Source organism: Pseudomonas sp. FG86 (assembly GCF_057808775.1).
Genome location: NZ_JBMDIS010000007.1, coordinates 32631 through 51841, shown reverse-complemented (window position 1 = coordinate 51841; position 19211 = coordinate 32631). Strand labels below are relative to the sequence as shown.

Here is a 19211-nt window from a genome sequence, read left to right as displayed (position 1 = left end):
GGGCGGCTCGCTTCGTGTAAGCGCGCGTCGGATTTGGCACCTCGAAGCGCCACATTTGGCACTGCCTAAAGGGCGCACTCCTTATCTAGGGGAGCAAGATGTTTGGCACCGGTAGACGAGACCTTACGGGCCTCATAACCCTATTAGTGAGGCAAGCCACGTAGGAGGTACTGGGCGCTTCTCTTGTGAAGGGAAGTATGTAGACCCAGGCCAATCGCGCAAGTCCTGCCGGTAGCCCTGCAACTGTTTGTACTGCTCGGCAGTAAGGGTTGTAGGGCGCTCGGCTTCCAGCTCGTCACGGTGACGGGCGATCAGCGGATCGGTCAGCAGCAACACCCGGTCGCGGATGGCCCGCTCGCGGTTTTTCAGATCCTCCACCGTAGGTGGCGGCGCTGGCGCGGTACTCGGACGCCCATCTTTGCCAGGCACAAGGATCGATCCACCCAGCGAAAGCACTCGGTAGATTTCGTCATGTTCTTCCTGGGAAACGTCCACCAGTTCGGACTCTGGCGGGAGCAAACACTTAGGGTTGGGCACAACAACCAGCGGGGGAGAAACGCTGTCATCCGGCACCTCAATCATCGGGGGTACTGCATCAATGTCAGGAACCCAAATGGTTTCAGGCGTCACCGTATCCCCCTCACTCCAATCCGGATTTTTAATCTGAATATGAGGGCGATCCCATGTTGGATCTGGAGTCGCAATGGTTGGTCGCTCCCATTCGGGGTCAGGAACCTGAATAGTCCGAGTGCCGTGGAATATCTCATTGAAGAATGTATTGTCTTTTTCGCTATAGAAAATTTTCATGTATTAAAATCCCCTGGCCTCGACCATCACAACAAGCCCTGTTTGCACTACCCCTACCCATTCCTCGATTCGTAACGTGCAACCATCCACAGTGCCGAGTGAATACGAACCCTGAGTACCACACTGAGCATTAGCCGCCAGTTTGAAGCTCACTCTTGCATTCAAAAATTGATTAGGGAATCGAAAAGGCCAAGTGACATTTATCAACGTAGTCTGACCAAAGTCGCCAAGACTGTATTCCAACCATTGAATTATTTCCCCCGTATCCGCGTTTTTGCTCCACCCATTCGGAGCCAATAGCGCCGTGTCTTTAGGACGGTCCACCTGAAGGCGAACAACTGTTCCATTAACATTTTTCATGTAAGGGGCGGTAATATCCCCACCAATAAATCCAGCCTCAAAACAATTGTTGCCATTGATTTTTAGGGTCACGGCGGCGGCAACAAAAGCGCAGTTAGCAATGTATGGGCCTGCGTATCCAGCGGGCTGATCCCAAACAGTCGTGTTGCCTGCAATAGCAGGCACAGACAACGACTTCGGGACAATTAGGCCGCCATCAGCGCTATAAGACATCAGCGGACCGATGGCTTTATTGTCAGCCGCAACCGTTCCCCACACGAAACCACCTGTGCTGCCGCCTCCCTTATTGCAAATAAATTGCACCGTCCCAGTACCTGACGACCCCCATCCAATATAACCGCCAAGCTCGCTGTAACCCGCCACTTCGGAGTTAAAAGACAACCCCATGAACTTTGGAGAGACGGCGCCGCCAGCTTTAGGCATCAGACCTGAAACGGCTTCTTGAATGGCGACGCCTGTTTCTTTTTTCGTAAAGACATCAGAAAGCTTGTAACCGTCGCGGGAGGTCGGTTTATCAGTGATCTTGTCCCAGGCGCTCGCAAGCTCCTGCAACGCCTTAACAGCCTTCAAAACCTGCTTATCATCTTCCGGCTTCAGATCCTGCCCAGAACCTTGCACCAGGTTAACCAGCTCCCGCTGTATGGCATTCAACCAAGCCACAGTAATCATGGTTGCATCAATGCCGGAGCCAGGCTGGCCTTGGGTGAATTCGCCTGCACCGTTTGCAGTCCCGGTGCTACTGCTAATTTTTTGCATCAGTTATCTCCGTAGCCGAATAGCAAAATGGACTCGGCCGGTTTCAACTGGCTAAGTCGGCATTCAAGTAATTTATTGCCCCAGGACGCCACTGGATCGCCTGCGGCGGTTAGCCCAGCCAGTGCGTAGGTGACAGTTACAGCGGGGGCGTTCACGCGCCAGGTGAAATCCCAGTCGCCGCCGTAAACGCGGTCGCCCGCACGTGCGATGCCCGCACGGGCATGGTGAAAAGTCGTGATGGTTATGTCGTAGCCGAGGGCCTTCGCTAGGGCGATGTAAAAGGGGCTGCTCTGGCCGCCACGTGTTTGCAGTTTGCTAACAACCGCCTGAACGCGCTGTCGGATGGATTGCGGCACGCCTATAAGGCATGGATCGGGTAGTGCCAACACCCGCTCCCAGTCGGCGAGGCCCATACCGGAGTCGGCAAATATCGCGCTGTAAACCGCTTCTGCCTGAGTGTCAGACTGGGTCAGTGCGTTGGCCTCGGCCTCAATGGTGGCAGACAGTAACGTCGCATTACCGTCATAGGAGACAGGAGGCAAGAGCATCCGCAACTGATCGGCAAGCAGGGTCATTTCAACAGGCCCAAAATGATCGTTCCGGGGCGAATCCAACCGATCAGACTTGGATCATCTGATGCCAATACGTTACCTGCCGGTGCAGTAAGAGCACGATCAACCACACCCGCCAAGTTGCCGATCATCGTCTCTATGTGGGAGCGCTTGAGCGTTTCACTGGGCTTCAAGGCCCCCAGCAGTGCGTTGTAACCGGCTTGGGCGGAGGCCTGAACACCTGCCAGCGTGTATCCCGCTGCAAGCTCAACCAGGGCCGACGAATTCACTCGTCGCTCCGCTGGGGGATATGCCCACACATCAGCGAAGACTGAGCACACGCTTGTAACGTGGTCCAAGCACCGCGCTATAACCTCGGCTGACGGGCTTCCAGTGCTGCCAGTGAGAACCAAGTCGATTGAATTGCCACTGCGGCGCTTGGGAATCACCAACACGTCTGCCACGCCGTCGACCTCTTTGGCCCAACGCTTGAAGTCGGCCAGATTGCCTCCTGCTGGTGGTGACTGGATAACATCGAGCAATCGGGCGAGTAACGATTCTGGGCTCTCCTGATCCTCCCCCCCGGTGGTTGCACCGACAAAGCTAGCGTTAGCGTCCATGCCGAGCGGTGGACTGGTGAGGACCAAGTCACCTGTCAGTCTATTGAGCGATGAACCAACGGTGTGAGCCTTGACCAGGACTGTAGTCGTGCCGTCGATGCCAAGTGTCGCGCTAACCAGGCTGTCGAACTGCTCGCCAGTCACGCGATGAGTGAGGGTAGAGCCTTGCAGCAGTTCAACCGACGCAGTGCCTTTCAGAGCGACCACGCCAGTTGCCGCAACAGGGGCTTTGCGCTGAACGCCACGAATGCCGGCAGCGTGCACCAGTTCCTCTACGTCTGCGGTGTCCGGGAAGATCTGGCGGTAAAGCCAGGCCAGCTTCTGATAGATGCCTTCGATTGCGGCAGCAATGGCAGCCGACCGAATGTAGTGGTCACTGTCGGTGCCAATGTCGGCTTCATCGTTGAGCGCTTTAATGTCCCGCAGGATGCCTGCCAGAATGGTCTCAAGGTTTGGCGCGGAAAAGGCCATGTCAAATCACCCTTACAGGTTGGCGAAACACCTGCGGATTGCCGGTGGCGTCGATGATGTCGATTTGTAGCGTGAGCCAACCGTTATGGGGCTGGGTGGCTGTGACGGTGATGGTCTTGGCGCGAAGATCCTTCAGCAGTGGCTTGAGGGCGTCCTCAGCGTATTGCTTGGCAAGGCGCCCCACACGGGGGCGGTCTTTTTCGCGACGAAGTTCGTGCAGGCGGGAGCCCAGGGTGGGATCTTTCCACCAGGTTCCGAGGGGAGTCATGAGGCGTAAATAAACGGCGTTTGCCAGCGTAATAATACGCTGGCCCGTCAAGTCGCCTGTAGTTGGGTTTATGCCTGCGTCCATGGGAATGCATAGTGCAGGGTCATGCGGGGGGAGTGTATTTCAGGGGGGTTTAAGACTCACCGAGGAGGGCCGTAAATTCGATGCCTTTGGGGCGAATCCAAAGCTTCCCGTTTTTTGCTGACTTTCTTAGCGTCCCAAATACTAGAAAATGCATGCCGTCCAGTTGGTCGGTTGTCACCTTATGGTGGGCGAGAAAAGGTTTCAAATCCTCTCGCTCAATCAGAACACTGACGTCATCTTTGAATCCGGTATTGATCCACTGAGGCCCCCCGTAACCCTGCCTAGTATCGAGAATATCCCCCCAAAAGCCCCTAAACTCGCCTACGTGATCATCACTTACGTCTGTAAAGTTCAGGAACAAATCTTTTACTCGATAAGTTCCAACGTCAGGTAGCTCCACCGTCTGGTCAGATTGGGAAAACGCCTCGGAGTAAACCAAGTTTTTGAGGATTGGGCGAAGTCGCCTATGCGATACAGACTTTTTGCGGCCACCTGTTCCGTTATACCGACCACCACTGGAGCCGCCCTTTCCGCCAGCGCCGGGATCTCCATTGATTTGCTCACCTTGACCGTACTTCAAATCAAGAACGATGTGGTCCCCCGGATTATGCAACATGTCCTTATCATCACCGCCGCCTTCGCCTCGCTCAGATTCCGGTGCGGCCAAAGAACAATTCAAGTGAGGACGCGCCCGAAAATGTGGGCCTTGACCACTTTTGGCCTCTTTTACAAACAAGGCTCTTGTCCCACACTTGGTGCAGACTAGGTTGCGCCTCTTTAAGGCAAGCTCAGTTGGCGGAAGTTTGGCGAATTTCGACGCATAATACTCAATACCATCAAGCGTACATTTAGCTATATCCATTGGTGCTTCCTCCTGATCAGGCAAGAGGAATACCAGAAACTCACTGGCTTTGCGATGGCTTGGGGCCACCACCATGGTCGTGCTGGTTATAGATGGCACGGTCTGCTTGCATCGACCGCGTATGATCCTCGATCTCGCCATCTGCCTTGATACTACCTTCCAAATGCAGATCACCCGACATCTCAACCACTGGCGTCTCAAACCGTACCTTGTTCTTGACCTTGAACAGCAGCTCATCAGTCACGACCTCGATGACCCGACCGCGCTTCATATGCACGTAATCGCCCTCATCGGTGTAGAGCGAAACCTCGCCGTCCTTCAGGTTGATCCGATAGCGGCCGTCTTCACTGGCGACCACCACACAGTGGCTGCTGTTACCTCCTATGGGGATCACCACATACTCTGCACCAGGCAGTGGTGCAGAGCTGTAGCCATAGTGCTGTGCCAACTCAGCCGAAACGGACTCACCCGCCAGGCCCTGCAACTCGACGCCAATCAGCGCCCCATGGGTGTTGCTGACCGCCGTGGCGCGGAACGCTTGGCGAACCTTGCTCATCGCCCGCCACACTTGGTCACGCACAAGTTGCGCCATGACACTCATTAAAGCCCCTTGATCATCTGAATAAACGCCGCATCCGGATTGGACTTGCCTTTGTGTTTCTTCACCTTATTACCGTCCAGCACCCACATTTTGTCTTCACGCAAGCGAAGCTCGGTGATAGCCCCTTCGCCACGGGCCAGGCGCAATGTGCGAGACATCAGAAAGTAAATGTCATTCAGACCATGGGGCTCACTGCGCACGTGAACACGCTGGCCTGGGGTCCAGACCTGCCCGTTGGCGGCCCGATGGCCTTTGACTACAGCGCGAATCTCGAAACCCTCCAAGCGACTATCGGCCAAGAGCTTACGAGCGCGGGTTGTCGCCATGTCCTGGCTTTCGCTGGAACTATCCACCACGACCTTGGGGCGAAAGATCCCACGACGGTACAGCGTTTCGTCCTGGACCTGGGAGCTGAGATGGGAACGCTTGGTGTCCAGCCCGTCATTGGCATACTGCCCATGCTGGCCCAGGACGGTGATTTGGCTGTATCGGTTAGCAATAGAGCGGCGCACGGCTAAGCGCTCTACGTTGTTACCTACACCATCCTCACGCATCACCAACGCCCCCACGGGTGGAGTCGTGTAATCAGGCCCGCCGATGATCAGGCGGCCATCCGGCTCCACCCAGGGCCAGAGGCCGTTGGCCTCGGCCACCTGGAGCAGAGCCTCCCAGGCGGTTTGCCCTGGTTCAATCTGTACGCGTCGACGGGTCTTAGCTTGGTCGGCGCGGATCTCGACCTTGTAGGCTCCCAAAGGCTTAACCACCTGGTCCAGAATCTGCGCCAGGGTTGCCTCCCGCATGGACACGAAAGGCGACGAACAGTCCACCAGGGGCGCCGCCAGGTCGCGGCCGTTAATGCGCATGGAGATGCCCCGGCGGGAAATATCGTGTTCAAACTCATCGATCTGGCCGGTGAGTACCCGGTCGCCATCCAGGGTCAGCGAACATGGAGCGCCTTCCTTGATCACGTCTGGTAGGCGCGTAGTGTTCTTGGTGTGTAGCTCAAGCTCAAAAGCATCAGCCGGAGTGAGCAGGTCGGATTCAATCGACCAGCCGTCCCAGGTGTCATGCGCCAGGCCACCAATGGCTAGTCGAATGGACGGTACAGGATCATTCAGCGTAAGCACGCAGAACCCTCCCCGCGGGAATGTTGTGAGGCGTTTTCAGGTCGGGATTGAGCCGGATCAACTCGGTAGCGCGCTCATGGTCACCGTACCATCGGTGAGCCAACAGTCGCAGGCTGACAGGTGATTCAACCTCCCGCTCAATCATCGGCGGGCTCAACAGGATGACCTGGCGAGCACGGGCCTGGATCAGCGCGGCGGTGTTTCGCAGGGCCTCGATCACCGGCCGGGACGTTTCGATGTCGAACAAGCGGCGATGCAACAGGATTGCGCCTTGCACCAACGAGCGCACTAGGTTAACCAGGCCCTCCAGTTCAACCGGGCTCAAGGTGGGCTTTTTACTTTCGTCCTCGATCACGATGGCAACCGCCTGGGCGTGAGCTGCGGCCAGTTCGGTGATGACCAGGACGACCAGGGCAAACCCGCTGGCCTCGACGGGATCATCAGGCATACGGCCAGGCAACAGGCTCGCGTCCGGCGCAACACCTTGACGGGCGCTGATCAAAAAGGCGTTGGCCGCCCGCGCCGGTTCGATGGCCAAGCTATCACCGCCCGGCATGGTTGCCGGAACACCAGTACGAGACAGCAGCGCCGCCGAGTTGCTGGGTGTGTTGTCCTGGATTGAACTGCGGATCTGCGTCGGAGTACGGAACAGGTCGACCAGGGGGTCGAATGCGGCCGACGGATTCTTCGCCATGGAGGTGACGCCGGACACTACGCCGAGGATCTGGGAACGCAGCTGCTGCACGCGCAGGAAAATACCCGGCAAGCCCAAGGCCTTTTCGATCAATCCAACCCAGCCACCACTGATCCACGATTGAATCTCGCCGACCAGGGAGTCGATGCGGCCGAACAGGTCAAAAATCCCATCCTGCCAGCGGTACGCGTCTTCCTGGTCTGACACCCCGATATCAACGAACTCAAACTGACGGGCGAAAAACGGCAGGTCAGGAGTGTCCTCAACAAACAAAAGACTGACTTGGGCTGCGTCGGGGCTGTCAGCAACATGTTTCACCTCGACGTTTTGCGAGACGACGCTCAGGCTGCCATAGATGGGATGAACCAGTTCACCAGGGCCTCGCTGATCGAGCACCCTCAACAGATTCTGTAGCTCGATTTCGTAGTTAACGCCGTAGATGATGAGCTGCATGGGGAAGCGACGAGCGCCGCGACCCAGGTCGACCACACTGTCGCCGTCCTTAAAGGGCGTGCCATGTTCGGACAGCGCTCGTTGCCATTGAAGGCTTTCGTCTAGGACATGGAGCGGCACACCTTTAAAGGATGCGTCCAGCAGGGTTTCTGCCCAACTCATCGGCCGCGCCTCATTTGAATATCAGTACGTTTCTCGACCTCGGCCTGGATCATGGCGGAATCCAGGCGCAGTTCAATGACCAGGGGCTGGTCAAGCAGCCGTTGCAAGCGAGCTGCGGCCGCTGGCGTCTCGGCACCCGCAGAAACGGCGCGGTTTGCGATACCTGCGGCCCACTGATTAGCGCCATCAATGGGCATCCCTGCGGCCGTCATGCCGGTTTGCTGGTGCGCTAGGCGCTGGGCCTGGGACGACAACCAGTCAGCGGTCTGGCTGGGGTTCTGCTCGGCCAAGTCCAAGCGGTTACGGTAAAACGAGGTCTGATAGGTCCGCTGGTCATCGTTCAAAAGCTTGCTGCGTTGGGCATCACGTAGCCGCCCCGCATCGTCGCTTGCACTGTCACCCCCCAGTTGAGTCGCACTGACACCCAATGCAACAGGAGCCAGCCAAGGTGCTATGAAGCCCCCAGGTTTTCCCTTACGCGAAGTCGATCCATCGGGCAGATCGGGCATGCCGCCACCGAGAGCCATCCCACCTGGCCAATTGGTGACGAATACAGATGTCACACCTGTAGCCTCTTCCAGCACCTTTCCAACTGCGATGTTTTTTAGAGTCTCAGGCCCACCCATAAACTTGTTGAGCAAAGCCCCTGCACCCGCTTTGGCACCACGCCCGGCGTAGTAACCGCCAACCCCCAAAGCCGCACCACCGGCAAGCATCTGCTCGCCGGATAGGTTCAGGTCATCAAGCAGGTAATTGCCAAGATCCGCGAACCCTTTGTTCAATGGGGTCGCCATTCGGTCCATGGCCTCGGCCAGCGTGGCCTTCATACGTGCGGCAGTACCACTTGAGCTCTCGGTGTTTTCCTTCAGGTCCTGGCTGTAGATAGGCTCGGCTTTACCCAGTGTTTTAGCGCCAGACTTCATGTCATCCAGCCGATCACCGGTCAACATGCTCCGCCAGCCACGTACTGTGTCCTGATCCATACCTTTGAATACTACGCCCATGAACTTGGCGCGCTGTTCATCGGTTTTCATTGCTTCATACTTGCGTTTTAGTTCGCCGAAAACTTCTTCTGGGTTGCGCGAACTTTTATCTTTGTTGAAGAAATCAATGCCCGTAACTTTAGAAACTTGATCCCTGTACTGCTTGTTGCTGAATACGCGCAAGGTAGATTCGGCCAGTGTGCCAAGTCGATCTGGTTGCAACTCAACCTTGGATAGAGACTCGGTGAACGCCAATGCCTGCTCAATAGACATACCCGCAGCCGCTGCCGCCCCACCAATTTTAGGAAACAAATCGGACAAGTTTTCAAGCTCGGCGTTACCGAGTCGTCCGGCGACTGTCATCTTTTGCAGCAGGTCGAGGGCTGCTCCTTCTTTATTCAAATCAATGTTGAATGCGCCGGATGCAGCAACAACCGCCTTGCCCAGGACTGCTGGGTTTGCACCCGTAATAGCGTTGGCTTGGCCGATGGCATCGCCGGTTTTCTTTGCTGCATCATAATTCACACCCGAAGCAATGAGCGTATTGAATCCAGTGTCTACATCTGCGCGGCTGGCACCGTAAGTTTTGGCTATTCGCCACCCCTCGCTACGCCACTCGTCTTTTTGCCCGTTGGTCATTCCCGCTGTTTGTTTCGTACGGATCAGAACACGTTCCAGATCCGCGCTGGCTTTCAATCCAGCGATTGTTCCAATGCCCACGCCCAGCCCCGCCAGCTTCCCCTGCATGCTTCCACCAAGTCCCTTGATGCGGTCAAACTCCTGACGCACCCCGATGGCGATGGTTTTCAACGTGCGCAGGTTGCGACCACTGTTTTGCGCCATGCGTCGAAAGGATGTTTCCGTCTTGTCCACGCTCTGGCGTAAAGGTTGCACGCCTTGCCGGTCAGTACTCATCAACTCGGTTTTAGTATCACGCGCAGCCTTGCGAGCAGCGCTTGCCATCTCTTTGAGTTCGGCGGAAGTCTTACTGACCTCGATGCGCGTGCCAGCACCTGCCTTGGCAGATTCACGCATGGCAGTGCGCATGACTTTATAGCTGTTGGCTCCAGCCTGACCGACCTTGGTGATGGCCGAGGATGCCTTCCAGCTTTCATCTGCCAGGGACTTTGCGCCTTCCTTGCCAGCCTTCCGAAGGTCGCGGTTGACCTGTTCAATTTCGCGGCGGCTGTTGCCTGAGGTGGCTTGAATACGAAGCGCGACGCGCAGATCGGAACTCATGATGTACTCCCGGAAAGGGCCTTGCAGGAATAGGAAAGGCCCTGGAGCGAGCCAGTCACTTGGGTTTGGGTAGCGCCTTACGCATACGCTGGCTGACGTAGCGTGTGCCCTTGACCTTGCCGACGATCAGATCGACACGGGTATCGATCTCGGCTTTGGTCATGTTGCGGACTTCGGAGAGCCGATAGCCGTTTCGGATGAAGGCGTGTTCGATGCGGCGCCAGTCGGCGTTGCCGCGCTCGGCGGCGTGAGCTTTTTTTCCAGTTCTTCATCAGCTTCGGCAAGGATGGCCAAGTCGATTTCGGTCAACGCCTCCCGCAACAGTTCGACCGTCAGACACTCGGTCGGTATGTCTCCGAGGTTCAACAACTGCCGACGGAATACCTCAAGTGCACCCAGTTGGAATGGACTGCTGGGATATGTCTCGTGGGCAGCGATCCAGTCACCTGCAACGCCCACACGCAGGGTGAAGCGCTTGTGTCGAGTCCCCGCAAAGTACACACCGAGGGTCAACTCACCAGTGGTCGTAAGGCCGTCCCACTGTTTATTCAGTTGTTCAGTCATCGCATTATTCCGTGTAGTAGTTGAGAGCGGCGATGGTCAGATCGCGGGTGGCTTCACCTTCAACCTGGTACTTGCTACCCATTTCCATCAGGGAACAGCCGGTCCAGGTCTGCCGCTTGCTGCCGCCGTCCTGCGGATAGATGGTCAGCTTGGCATCCATCAGGGCGCGCCAGTCCGGCTCGCCGGTTTTCGGGATGGGTACCGAAATTTTTAACTCGTGTTCCTCAATGCCCTTTGCCGTGCCCGAAGGTCGACCCGTGCGGTTCATGGTCTTGACCACTTTGCGCCCGGTTTTGAGGCTCGGCTCAACGCTAGTCACCTCATAGTCGGTGCCGTTGATCTCGAGAACGATCTGCCCTACGTAGTTATCAGCCATCTAAAATCACCTCTTACAAGAGCAGGTCAATACGACCGGCGAACACGTGCAGGCCGTTTACAACATCGGCGGGAATTGAGCTGTTAAGGCGGTTCGCGTCCTGGGCCGAACGTTCAACCACCAGCCCGTCCGCGTTGGCCTCGACTTCCTCGACGATCTCAAGCTCCTGCGCTTTGAGCAGCACGTCCAGCAGCTCGCCGCGCACCGCCTCTGGGGTTTTCTTCGAAAGTTTGGAGCGCGGGAAGCGCAGACGGATACGGTCACGGCACGCCATGCGGATGTAATACAGGGTGCGGATGGTGGTCAGGTCCAGGAGCGACACGTCCGTGGCGCCCGCCGCAGACTTGGTGTACGTGGTCACGGCGCGGACGATCTGAATGACATCACCAGCCGCGACTTCCAGCGGCGTGACACCATTCGCCAGAGCGGTTTCCTGCTCGGTGCGGCCGAGACGTTGAGTGATGGGCGGCACTTTAATCCCGGCCAGTTCCAGGGTGTTCAGCGGCCGCGCTGGATCTTCTTCCGAGGCGATCATCGCGGCATAGGCCGCGGCCACTTGGTGCGCTTTCGATGCAGTGCCTGGCAACACCGCCAGACTGATCGCGCCGGAGTTCAGCGACGTAGCCAGGGTGGTGGCGGCGGACAGCGTGCTGGTCAAAGCCGCAACGCCGATAATGCCTTGCTGCTCCATCGAGTTGGTGTAGACCTTGATGTGTTCGCGTAGCGCAGTCAGTGCTGTGCTGCTGTTCCAGGCTGGTACCAGAATGGTAAATCCACCCAGCGCGGTAGCGTCCAGTGCAGGCTTGATATCCGGTTCTACGTCGCCCTGGACGACCACTCCCACGGCCGACACGGCGGCGTAACGATAAGCCGTGATAAAAGCGTGGGCCATTTCTTCGGCAATGGTGCCACCGAACAAGGCTTTGGCCTCCGGCGCACTGTAGAACTGCGTCGGCACATTGGCCTCGATGGTTGCACCTTCACCCAAGGGAACGATCAGACACACGCTTTGCTTGTTGGTCGGCAGATTCCGTTGTGCCAGGCTGGTATTGAACTCCATGTAAACGCCTGGCTTACGGATAGACGCCGGGATCGTGTCGAATTCGATGCTCATTCAGTGGATTCCTGTGCGGGTTGTTTGGCACTGGCACGCGTTTTTTTATCAACCGGCGGCTCTTTAAGCGCCGACTGATCTACCGGAATCAGCAGCTCTTTTGCAGCCAGACGGCGACGGTAGTAGGAGGTGTCCGCCACGTCGACGGCCTTGGCCTCCCCGATGTACTTGTACGGATCTTCTTCAGTGGGCACCTGATGACCAGGTGCAGCAATAACTTGCATTACACGTCCCTCAATTCAATGTTGTCGGTGGCCACCGGCTCGGGGTTACCCGATGGGGTGTGGTACTGCATGTCGATGCTGAGCAGATCTGGCAGATCAAGCTCAGGTTTTTTCCAGTCCAGTTCGATGACGAATGACTGCCCCAGGACAGACATGTGGTCACTCTCAAACTTGCCGTTGACCAGGTTGGAAAGCTCGGTCGGACGGATAGCCGCACGATCTGTCCAGGGCTGCCATTCCACCAGTTGGTGCATACAGGCCTCCCACAGGTCGTAGCTACCTATGTCCTTTGGGCCGCTACCGCGCCGGGTTTCCCGCTCGCCACGTGGGTGTCGTGTGACAATCACTAGGCGGAAAGTAATCGGCACTGTGTAGCGATCATGACTACGCCGCTGAAACATCACCTTGGGCACCATGACCAGAACGGCCGGACAGCGCTTGAGCAACCCAGACAACAGGTCCGGGTCGCTCAGTTCACCGCCGTAGCTTTCCACAACCAAGCGCGGGATCTTGACAACCAGCTCCTTCAGGCGCGCCTCAATCAGATCCTCCAGTTCGCCCAACATCAGAGCGACCTCAAGGTGGTGCGAGACATGAGCCGTGGCTGACTGGTGAGCTGCATGCCCGACCGGCCCGCCTCGGCGGCACCACGTTCCTTGTCTTCCTTCGCTAGGGTCTCAAGGCGCTTGATTACATCCTTGTAAAGCACCCGCACCGTCGACTCTTCCTTACCAGCATCGTCATACAGGTGATAACGGGCGATCTCGGCCAGATCATCGACCACCCACTCCGGGGCGTCCTCGCCAACAGGGCGAAAGCGCAGGTAAAACGAAATCTCACTGCGCGCCCGAGTCACGGCATCGGCAATCCGTGCCAGAGTCACGACTGCAATTGCCACATCTTCCGCGTCCCAACTATCCAGCGGCTCGCCAGCAGCGGCAGCCACCAACAGTTCTGGCTCAATGTTCCGCTTGTCATCAGGAACAGCTACCTGAGTGATATCACGGGCGCCGAAGCGAATCAGGAGCTGGGTGGCGGACGGCAGTGAGAGGTTCATTTACCTTCGCCCTCGACCTTGGTTGCCTTGGGTTTTCCTGGTTTGACTGGCGGTTTCGATGCCTGCGCCTTGGCGTCTTCACGCGCCTGATCTTCCTGGAGGGCGTTGTCCCAGAGGGATTCAAGTTCTACATCAGACGCTGCTTGCGCCTTGGCCACTTCACGCGCCCGGTCTTCCAGGAGGGCATCCTCCCAAAGGGAATCAAGGTCGCCCGCCACCGGGGCTACGGGCAGAACCACTCCAACACCCAGCGCTGTAACGTTTGCTTCAAGCGTCTGCGACTGATGGTTTTGTGTGGTGCCGGGCGCTTTCGATACATCGACTTCCTGGAAGCTTTCATCGCGGCGGTCCTGTACCTGGTCGAATTCATCCTCCTCATAAGCGAGGATCAACTGAGGCTCTTTTGACAGAGCCCGCAACTGCGCTTCCGAAAAGAAGTCATCCGGGTAACGCGCAACCGTGCTGGAGTGGGCAACCCCGCAGCGGCGGAAGCCGTCGCGTTTTGAGGTGATAATGATGGTCATAACGCCCCCTTATCCCAACCAGCTCGGCGCCAGGATTTCGGCGGTGCCTGCCCATTCGTTGCCACTGTTGGCATCCTTGACCAGGAGCTTGCGCGCAGCGCCTTCGAGCGGGGACGGCACCACCAACAGGCCAGGGTTAACACCGAGTGGACGGCCACCGTCAGCATGGAAACCCTTCATGGCTGCACGCGCTGCGGCGTAGTTCTCGGCGTTGAGCGGTGCTTTCGAGCAGAACGCGAACTGCCAGAACCCAAACCCGACGTTCGCACGGGCATCCACGCCATAGCGGTACTCATCGCGCATGAAGACATTTTCGTCGTCCATGCTGGTCATAGCCTTGAGGTCGTACTTACGGCGCAGTTGGAAGATGATGGGCTTAATTGCCCGGCTGACATCGAGCAGATACCAGGCCGGACCTTCACCGTCCTGATAGTTGCTGACGGAGATTGCCGTGCCGGTGCCGTCGGTGTTCGGGTAGACCGGGTGGTCGGTGTCGAAGAAGTTCTGGCCGTCATAGCACAGAGTTGTCACGCCAGCTTTCAACAGACTAAACACCAGCTCGTCCGGGTGCGCTGTGGAGGCCCGGCCCATCTCGGCAAACAGCGGCTTATAGACGCCGATCTGGTCATCTTCGATGGCGTCACGCGGTACACCTACGGACGACTCATACTTCTTGTTAGTGATCGAGTAGCTATGCGCCGCCATGTTCTTGAGAACACGGTCGCCGATCCACTCGCGGAAGTTCGGGAACTGGCCCAGCCAGCCGTAGGTGTTGCTGGCCGACGTCGACGGCACGGTCGTGGCAATGCGCGCCCAATCGGTCGGCGTAGCTGCCTGGGCGTTTTGGAACTCGGCCCGGTACGCGGTGAACAACGCGGTCAAGGTGCCAGAAGTAATGATCATGAATCGCTTCCTTTATATAGAGGGAGTTACGCCTTTCCCTTGATGAAGTACTCGTCGCTCATGTCCAGCAGCTTGGCGACGTGCTGCTCTTCGGCGTTGAGCGCGGTGGTGGTTTTGTCGGCCTTGCGCTCGTCCAGGTTGGAGGGGGCAGCAACGACCGGCGCCGCATCGACGAATGCCTTGAAGCGCGCCAGGCCGGTTTCGTCCTGGCAGGCGGCGCGGTGGTAGTCGACCGTTGCCGGGGTAATCTTCCCGGCTTGGGTGGCCGAGGTGATCAGCGCATCGACTTGCTTGTTGTGTTCGGTTCTCTTCTGCTCGGCCAGGGCTTGCTCGGCGTTGGTGGCACGCTGCAAAACGCTGTCGTAGTCCGCCCGTGGCATGAACTGCTCAAGGTTGGGCTTCTCGGTGTTGGTCGCTTGGGCGGTTGCCTTGAGTTGGGTGGTGGCCGCAAGGGCCTGTTCTTCGGTCGCCGTTGAAGGCAAGCCGAGTGCAGTCAAAAGCGCAGGTGAAAGCGTCACAGGCGTGACCTCCGTGTTTTCTTGATTAAGGGCGGTCAGCAGGAAGTTAGGTTTATTCGTCAGGCCCGCGCTGACCAGGCGAGCAATACGGGTGGTATCAGGGTCGAAGTCGAAGACAGGGGAAAGGAAGCGGTACTCGCGATTGATGACTTGCGCAGAGGCCCGAGGGGTCCAGTCAACCAGGCCCCATAGCGCGCCGTTGCGTAGCTCCAATTGCTTGATCCAGCCCGCAGCCGGGGCGGATTCGCCCTTGCTGGCTCGGTGCTGGGTGGCATGTTCCCAATCAATGGGCAGGTCGATGGCGCGACCGAGGAAGCTGGACTGGACCAGCGTCCCGGCTTGTTCGTCGAACAGCCATTGCCGACCATCGCGGCCGGTGACGTTGGGACCAGGGGGGATTAGTTCGACCCACTCCGGGGCCTTGCCGTCAGAGACGGTGGCGGAAAGGTCGGTGTTGAGTGCGAGTTGAGTTTTCATGCCGCCAGTGTGTGAGGACTGGCGGGATGAGGGAGTATCAGCGGGGTTTAAGGTTTAGCGAACAGCAGCAACCTAGTTTTTAGATTAGGTCATCATATTTACGTTTAGCACGCAGTCTGGTCATCACCGTGTCACCGTAAGGGGTTAGCGTCCAATACGTCGCTGTATCTTTAACGCTTCTGGCTTTACTGCTTTTTGCAATATAGCCGAGCGCGCGAAGTTGTATCTTAATGGTTTGATAGTCCGAGTCAGAAACTTCGAAATTCATAATCTTTTTCGGGCGATCATCTGCTGGTAAGTTCGTTACCATCAGGCTTTCAATTGCTTCGCTCAGCGTATGCTTTAATGTGGTATCTGATGCTTCATCAATCATGAGCGGGGAAAGTAATGCATGAATATAGTTCCAGCTAATCTCCAATTCGCCATATAAATTCCCAGATGTGCCGTTTGGCGCTCCGTAAGCGAAATAAGTATACCGCACGCTGTACTTATCATTCCCCTGGGCCAAGTATTCTGCACCTTCCGGCTCAGAGGTTTTTATAGACTGATTCTCAAGCTCTAACTCATCTATACGGCGACGGAGACTTAATATTTCTTCCGCAGCACTTTCGTTAGGCACTAGATTTCCGCGAACCCAACCAATAGCCGGATGACTTTTTGTAAGCTTAATCAGGCTTCGGCTTACATGCCCGCCAAGTTCCGCCGGGGTCTCCCAGAACTTGCACAGCTTTTGCTTTACCAATTCATGAAAGCTTTCGAGCTTTTCTCTGTTCTCTGTACTTGTTTCGCTGAACTTGGCAGGCAGCTCACCAATATTACGATGAATAAAGCCAAGGATAGGCTTGCCGGTCTCTAAGGCATACCGATACTCCATCTCGGTGTAGCTTTGCCCTGAAGGCCCTACTGAACCATACCTTCCGGCCAGTACAACGATGTAGTAATCGCTATCATCAATCACCTTTTTGATGAGACTCCATTGATCTTCATTCGTCGCGGGGAACAGTTCCATACCTGATGGCATGCAGTCTTGCTCCAGTAGCGCCTGCATTACTTCTTGCCGTGCGTCCTCAAGATCCCAGAACGTAGAGCTGACAAATACCTGATAACGTTTTTCCATTTCTTGAGGCTCCTTTTTTCTGCTCGCCCGACAAAGCAGGATAGTACGAGCGGTTGGAGCCAATCTAACGCAGGTCTAACGCCTCTTCGTAACATTATTTGCGCCGATGTACCGCCCAAGCAAATCGGCTCCTACAGCGCGCTTGCAGCCGTCAACCTGTCAGTGGCTCGTTAAGGTAGTCATGGATGATGAACAGCACCTCTGTTTCATCCTCGGTAGAGAGCCCTAAGTACTCCCTCGCAGGGATATCACCCCATGGAATAGAGCTACTCTTGCTCGTTTTACCGGACGCGCCTTTCTTCTGCCCGAACTGATGGACCGCACCATAAGGCCGGTCCGTACCGAACGCCAGCTCCGTACTGGTGGCTTGCTTGCGCAGGGTGTCCTGGAGAGTACCTTTCTCCCGGAGGATGCCTGTGCCTTTCTTTCTGGCTAGGGTCACAGGCGAGAGCGGCGCCCAGGGCGAGCCGTCAGGCGCGACCTTACGGCGGAATCGTTCGTCGGTTGACTGGTGAAGGTATTCACCGATGTCATTAAGCGGTGTGGTGAAGTCGTCCAGGCGGCGGCCCAACTCTTCCAGGGCTTTGCCAACCAGACTGCTATCGATGACGACATCAAGCATTGCACCGGCCATGGGGATCTCCTATTCAGGGCGGCTATATAGCAGTACGCCAAGGCGAAGCTGCTCAAGGTACTCCGTGCTGCCTGCCTCTTGCACAAAGGAACTGACTCCGGCCCAGCCATCGCCGCCGACTTCGAACACCGCAAGGGCCGGTGTAGGCTGACCCTCGACCTTGAAGCGGCGGAGGTAGCGGCGGCGCACTACGGCCTTGCTCTGACCTTCTAGCCATTCCAGGCGGACCCACACTTCGTCGGGGGCTTTCAATGTGTCGGCCAGGATAGGCAACTCCCGCGCAACGCCGGAACGCCTAATGAGTAACGGCCCCGTGGGCGTGTTGCTGAACATGTCCCGGCCGATCACCACGGCATCCCCGGTCACGTCCTTGAACACTACGGGGGCTGACTCTGTTGCGCCGAACTCGCCGAGGAATTGATCCAGGTACTTTTGGTCAGTTAGCCCTTCGGGTAGTACACGGGTTGCGGGGACTGTCCGGGGTGAAGGCATGGCGTCTGGTAGTCGGCGGTTTGAGAGACCCGTCGTCGTGGCGCTGTATTTGGCACCTGGTACGGGCTGGGGTAATGGGTCGTAGGCCCGCAACGGTGGTACGGCTGGAGTCAGGCGTGATTGACCTGGTGCGTATTCAAAGCCGGGATCAATGCCCTTGGGTATCCGCACCGTGCGCGGGCCATTGGGGCTGTTCTTGCCGATGACCCGGTCTTCCCACTCAATAGCGGGCGCTGGGCCAATCGTCAGGCCCTGGCGTTCTATGTCCCTGGCCGAGGCCATGAACTTCTTGCACTTGCAGCCCCAGCCGTTTTGCGGGGTGTGCGTCGACCACCATGGATCATCTAGCGGGAGCGTGGTGCCGTTCCAGGCCAGGTGCATTGGACGCGGGTGTGCGCTGTCACCGTGGCGGTAAATACCGTAGGGACGGCGCTTGCGTAATTCCGGGTCCGCCATCTGAGCTTCACGACCGGCGTTATAGGACTGGCGTAGGTTGGTTTCCCAAATGACATTGGTGCGCCAACCGCGCTCGCCCTGGTACTGCCAGCCATGTTTGCCGACGACCTGGTCGAAGTCTTTGCGGAACTGTTCTAGGGTGGTTCCGTTGGCGATGGACTTCTCAACGGCGCCACGCAGATCGGCGAGCAAGTCACGTTTGACTGCGCCAGCCACAACAAAGGCGTAGTCGTGTTCGGCGGTGTACACGTCCGTCCAAGAACGGGTTGGCAAATCGACCTTGCCGCGAAAGTAGTCGATCTGCTCTTTGAACGGTAGAGATCCATGGGACACGGCCATTACGCACGTATCCATTTGATGGATAAGTCTGACGCAACCCTAAATATTTCTTCTCTGTGGCCGATCATATGCCTCTAACCCGTAATTTTTGTGGAGTGATTTTCAGATGATTAAAGAGTTCATGTTTTACTCGTTCCTTCTCGGTGCATTGTTGTTCTTTGTGACGTGGCTGCTGGCAAAAAAAGATAAAGGTATTGCGTGGATCGTCACTGCTATCGTTGGCTTTTTGGTTGTAGCGTTTGTTTTCCCAGGCCCCCAACATGCAGCAGACCTCGCAGGAATTGCAGATAACATCAGTCTGCTGATCTCCAAGGGGTTGTACGTAATTGCCTGGGGTGGTGCAGCAGCCCTACTGCATAAACTTCTTCCTTGAGCTTT

Annotated in this window: 23 protein-coding genes; 1 reads left to right on the top strand and 22 read right to left on the bottom strand. The window is 56.9% G+C overall.

Annotated features, from left to right (window positions below):
• Positions 1-132: 132 nt before the first annotated feature.
• From ACODSV_RS06845 to ACODSV_RS06740, 22 genes are all read right to left on the bottom strand, one after another.
• The gene (locus tag ACODSV_RS06845) at positions 133-807 is read right to left on the bottom strand and encodes a phage tail assembly chaperone (RefSeq protein WP_223817858.1); all 675 of its coding nucleotides are present in this window, start codon (positions 805-807) and stop codon (positions 133-135) included.
• 3 nt (positions 808-810) lie between these two features.
• Positions 811-1923, bottom strand: a complete 1113-nt coding sequence (locus ACODSV_RS06840) for a hypothetical protein (RefSeq protein WP_150055133.1) — start codon at positions 1921-1923, stop codon at positions 811-813.
• Complete coding sequence (locus tag ACODSV_RS06835) at positions 1923-2498, bottom strand: YmfQ family protein (protein WP_150055134.1); 576 nt, start codon at positions 2496-2498, stop codon at positions 1923-1925. The genes ACODSV_RS06840 and ACODSV_RS06835 overlap by 1 nt, the downstream gene beginning before the upstream one ends.
• Positions 2495-3565, bottom strand: coding sequence for a baseplate J/gp47 family protein (locus ACODSV_RS06830; RefSeq protein WP_150055135.1), 1071 nt, complete (start codon positions 3563-3565; stop codon positions 2495-2497). The genes ACODSV_RS06835 and ACODSV_RS06830 overlap by 4 nt, the downstream gene beginning before the upstream one ends.
• Before the next feature lies 1 nt (position 3566).
• Positions 3567-3917 (bottom strand): phage GP46 family protein, encoded by a 351-nt coding sequence (locus tag ACODSV_RS06825; RefSeq protein ID WP_150055136.1) that lies wholly within the window; start codon positions 3915-3917, stop codon positions 3567-3569.
• Between the two features lie 49 nt (positions 3918-3966).
• Positions 3967-4779 (bottom strand): hypothetical protein, encoded by an 813-nt coding sequence (locus ACODSV_RS06820; RefSeq protein ID WP_190300981.1) that lies wholly within the window; start codon positions 4777-4779, stop codon positions 3967-3969.
• A gap of 40 nt (positions 4780-4819) precedes the next feature.
• Positions 4820-5371, bottom strand: coding sequence for a phage baseplate assembly protein domain-containing protein (locus ACODSV_RS06815; protein WP_454844058.1), 552 nt, complete (start codon positions 5369-5371; stop codon positions 4820-4822).
• Between the two features lie 8 nt (positions 5372-5379).
• Complete coding sequence (locus tag ACODSV_RS06810) at positions 5380-6507, bottom strand: phage baseplate assembly protein (RefSeq protein WP_150055139.1); 1128 nt, start codon at positions 6505-6507, stop codon at positions 5380-5382.
• Entirely contained in the window at positions 6491-7816 is a 1326-nt protein-coding gene (locus ACODSV_RS06805) for a DNA circularization protein (RefSeq protein ID WP_150055140.1), read from the bottom strand. Before ACODSV_RS06805 ends, ACODSV_RS06810 begins: the two co-directional genes overlap by 17 nt.
• Positions 7813-10038 (bottom strand): phage tail tape measure protein, encoded by a 2226-nt coding sequence (locus ACODSV_RS06800; protein WP_150055141.1) that lies wholly within the window; start codon positions 10036-10038, stop codon positions 7813-7815. Before ACODSV_RS06800 ends, ACODSV_RS06805 begins: the two co-directional genes overlap by 4 nt.
• Before the next feature lie 159 nt (positions 10039-10197).
• Positions 10198-10602: a hypothetical protein gene (locus ACODSV_RS06795; protein WP_150055142.1), complete on the bottom strand. Its 405-nt coding sequence runs from the start codon at positions 10600-10602 to the stop codon at positions 10198-10200.
• 4 nt (positions 10603-10606) lie between these two features.
• Positions 10607-10978, bottom strand: a complete 372-nt coding sequence (locus ACODSV_RS06790) for a phage tail protein (RefSeq protein WP_150055143.1) — start codon at positions 10976-10978, stop codon at positions 10607-10609.
• A 13-nt stretch (positions 10979-10991) separates the two neighbouring features.
• Positions 10992-12092, bottom strand: coding sequence for a phage tail sheath C-terminal domain-containing protein (locus ACODSV_RS06785; RefSeq protein ID WP_150055144.1), 1101 nt, complete (start codon positions 12090-12092; stop codon positions 10992-10994).
• The gene (locus ACODSV_RS06780) at positions 12089-12316 is read right to left on the bottom strand and encodes a DUF2635 domain-containing protein (protein ID WP_190300982.1); all 228 of its coding nucleotides are present in this window, start codon (positions 12314-12316) and stop codon (positions 12089-12091) included. Before ACODSV_RS06780 ends, ACODSV_RS06785 begins: the two co-directional genes overlap by 4 nt.
• Positions 12316-12882, bottom strand: coding sequence for a phage protein Gp37 (locus tag ACODSV_RS06775; protein WP_150055145.1), 567 nt, complete (start codon positions 12880-12882; stop codon positions 12316-12318). The genes ACODSV_RS06780 and ACODSV_RS06775 overlap by 1 nt, the downstream gene beginning before the upstream one ends.
• On the bottom strand, positions 12882-13373 hold the full coding sequence (locus ACODSV_RS06770) for a phage protein Gp36 family protein (protein WP_150055146.1): 492 nt from the start codon (positions 13371-13373) through the stop codon (positions 12882-12884). The genes ACODSV_RS06775 and ACODSV_RS06770 overlap by 1 nt, the downstream gene beginning before the upstream one ends.
• The gene (locus tag ACODSV_RS06765) at positions 13370-13897 is read right to left on the bottom strand and encodes an HI1506-related protein (RefSeq protein WP_150055147.1); all 528 of its coding nucleotides are present in this window, start codon (positions 13895-13897) and stop codon (positions 13370-13372) included. Before ACODSV_RS06765 ends, ACODSV_RS06770 begins: the two co-directional genes overlap by 4 nt.
• 9 nt (positions 13898-13906) lie before the next feature.
• Complete coding sequence (locus tag ACODSV_RS06760) at positions 13907-14800, bottom strand: Mu-like prophage major head subunit gpT family protein (RefSeq protein WP_150055148.1); 894 nt, start codon at positions 14798-14800, stop codon at positions 13907-13909.
• Between the two features lie 26 nt (positions 14801-14826).
• A complete protein-coding gene (locus tag ACODSV_RS06755) occupies positions 14827-15795 on the bottom strand; it encodes a phage protease (protein ID WP_454844055.1) in 969 nt (322 codons plus the stop codon).
• 79 nt (positions 15796-15874) lie between these two features.
• Positions 15875-16912, bottom strand: coding sequence for a DUF4062 domain-containing protein (locus ACODSV_RS06750; protein ID WP_150055150.1), 1038 nt, complete (start codon positions 16910-16912; stop codon positions 15875-15877).
• A gap of 151 nt (positions 16913-17063) precedes the next feature.
• Positions 17064-17546 carry a phage virion morphogenesis protein gene (locus ACODSV_RS06745; protein WP_150055151.1) on the bottom strand — a complete coding sequence of 161 codons (483 nt, stop codon included), beginning with the start codon at positions 17544-17546 and terminating at the stop codon, positions 17064-17066.
• Between the two features lie 9 nt (positions 17547-17555).
• Entirely contained in the window at positions 17556-18833 is a 1278-nt protein-coding gene (locus ACODSV_RS06740) for a PBECR2 nuclease fold domain-containing protein (protein WP_150055152.1), read from the bottom strand.
• Between the two features lie 106 nt (positions 18834-18939).
• Between ACODSV_RS06740 and ACODSV_RS06735 the strand changes: the two genes are divergently transcribed.
• Positions 18940-19206: a hypothetical protein gene (locus ACODSV_RS06735; RefSeq protein ID WP_150055153.1), complete on the top strand. Its 267-nt coding sequence runs from the start codon at positions 18940-18942 to the stop codon at positions 19204-19206.
• The last annotated feature ends 5 nt before the right edge of the window (positions 19207-19211 follow it).

Bases quoted from the DNA above. Each gene is read 5' to 3' on its own strand.
- ACODSV_RS06745 (WP_150055151.1), bottom strand. From the start codon at position 17,546: ATGGCCGGTGCAATGCTTGATGTCGTCATCGATAGCAGTCTGGTTGGC.
- ACODSV_RS06815 (WP_454844058.1), bottom strand. From the start codon at position 5,371: ATGGCGCAACTTGTGCGTGACCAAGTGTGGCGGGCGATGAGCAAGGTT.
- ACODSV_RS06800 (WP_150055141.1), bottom strand. From the start codon at position 10,038: ATGAGTTCCGATCTGCGCGTCGCGCTTCGTATTCAAGCCACCTCAGGC.
- ACODSV_RS06820 (WP_190300981.1), bottom strand. From the start codon at position 4,779: ATGGATATAGCTAAATGTACGCTTGATGGTATTGAGTATTATGCGTCG.
- ACODSV_RS06835 (WP_150055134.1), bottom strand. From the start codon at position 2,498: ATGACCCTGCTTGCCGATCAGTTGCGGATGCTCTTGCCTCCTGTCTCC.
- ACODSV_RS06805 (WP_150055140.1), bottom strand. From the start codon at position 7,816: ATGAGTTGGGCAGAAACCCTGCTGGACGCATCCTTTAAAGGTGTGCCG.
- ACODSV_RS06740 (WP_150055152.1), bottom strand. From the start codon at position 18,833: ATGGCCGTGTCCCATGGATCTCTACCGTTCAAAGAGCAGATCGACTAC.
- ACODSV_RS06790 (WP_150055143.1), bottom strand. From the start codon at position 10,978: ATGGCTGATAACTACGTAGGGCAGATCGTTCTCGAGATCAACGGCACC.
- ACODSV_RS06775 (WP_150055145.1), bottom strand. From the start codon at position 12,882: ATGTTGGGCGAACTGGAGGATCTGATTGAGGCGCGCCTGAAGGAGCTG.
- ACODSV_RS06770 (WP_150055146.1), bottom strand. From the start codon at position 13,373: ATGAACCTCTCACTGCCGTCCGCCACCCAGCTCCTGATTCGCTTCGGC.
- ACODSV_RS06840 (WP_150055133.1), bottom strand. From the start codon at position 1,923: ATGCAAAAAATTAGCAGTAGCACCGGGACTGCAAACGGTGCAGGCGAA.
- ACODSV_RS06760 (WP_150055148.1), bottom strand. From the start codon at position 14,800: ATGATCATTACTTCTGGCACCTTGACCGCGTTGTTCACCGCGTACCGG.
- ACODSV_RS06750 (WP_150055150.1), bottom strand. From the start codon at position 16,912: ATGGAAAAACGTTATCAGGTATTTGTCAGCTCTACGTTCTGGGATCTT.
- ACODSV_RS06825 (WP_150055136.1), bottom strand. From the start codon at position 3,917: ATGGACGCAGGCATAAACCCAACTACAGGCGACTTGACGGGCCAGCGT.
- ACODSV_RS06755 (WP_454844055.1), bottom strand. From the start codon at position 15,795: ATGAAAACTCAACTCGCACTCAACACCGACCTTTCCGCCACCGTCTCT.
- ACODSV_RS06795 (WP_150055142.1), bottom strand. From the start codon at position 10,602: ATGACTGAACAACTGAATAAACAGTGGGACGGCCTTACGACCACTGGT.
- ACODSV_RS06780 (WP_190300982.1), bottom strand. From the start codon at position 12,316: ATGCAAGTTATTGCTGCACCTGGTCATCAGGTGCCCACTGAAGAAGAT.
- ACODSV_RS06765 (WP_150055147.1), bottom strand. From the start codon at position 13,897: ATGACCATCATTATCACCTCAAAACGCGACGGCTTCCGCCGCTGCGGG.
- ACODSV_RS06735 (WP_150055153.1), top strand. From the start codon at position 18,940: ATGATTAAAGAGTTCATGTTTTACTCGTTCCTTCTCGGTGCATTGTTG.
- ACODSV_RS06845 (WP_223817858.1), bottom strand. From the start codon at position 807: ATGAAAATTTTCTATAGCGAAAAAGACAATACATTCTTCAATGAGATA.
- ACODSV_RS06785 (WP_150055144.1), bottom strand. From the start codon at position 12,092: ATGAGCATCGAATTCGACACGATCCCGGCGTCTATCCGTAAGCCAGGC.
- ACODSV_RS06830 (WP_150055135.1), bottom strand. From the start codon at position 3,565: ATGGCCTTTTCCGCGCCAAACCTTGAGACCATTCTGGCAGGCATCCTG.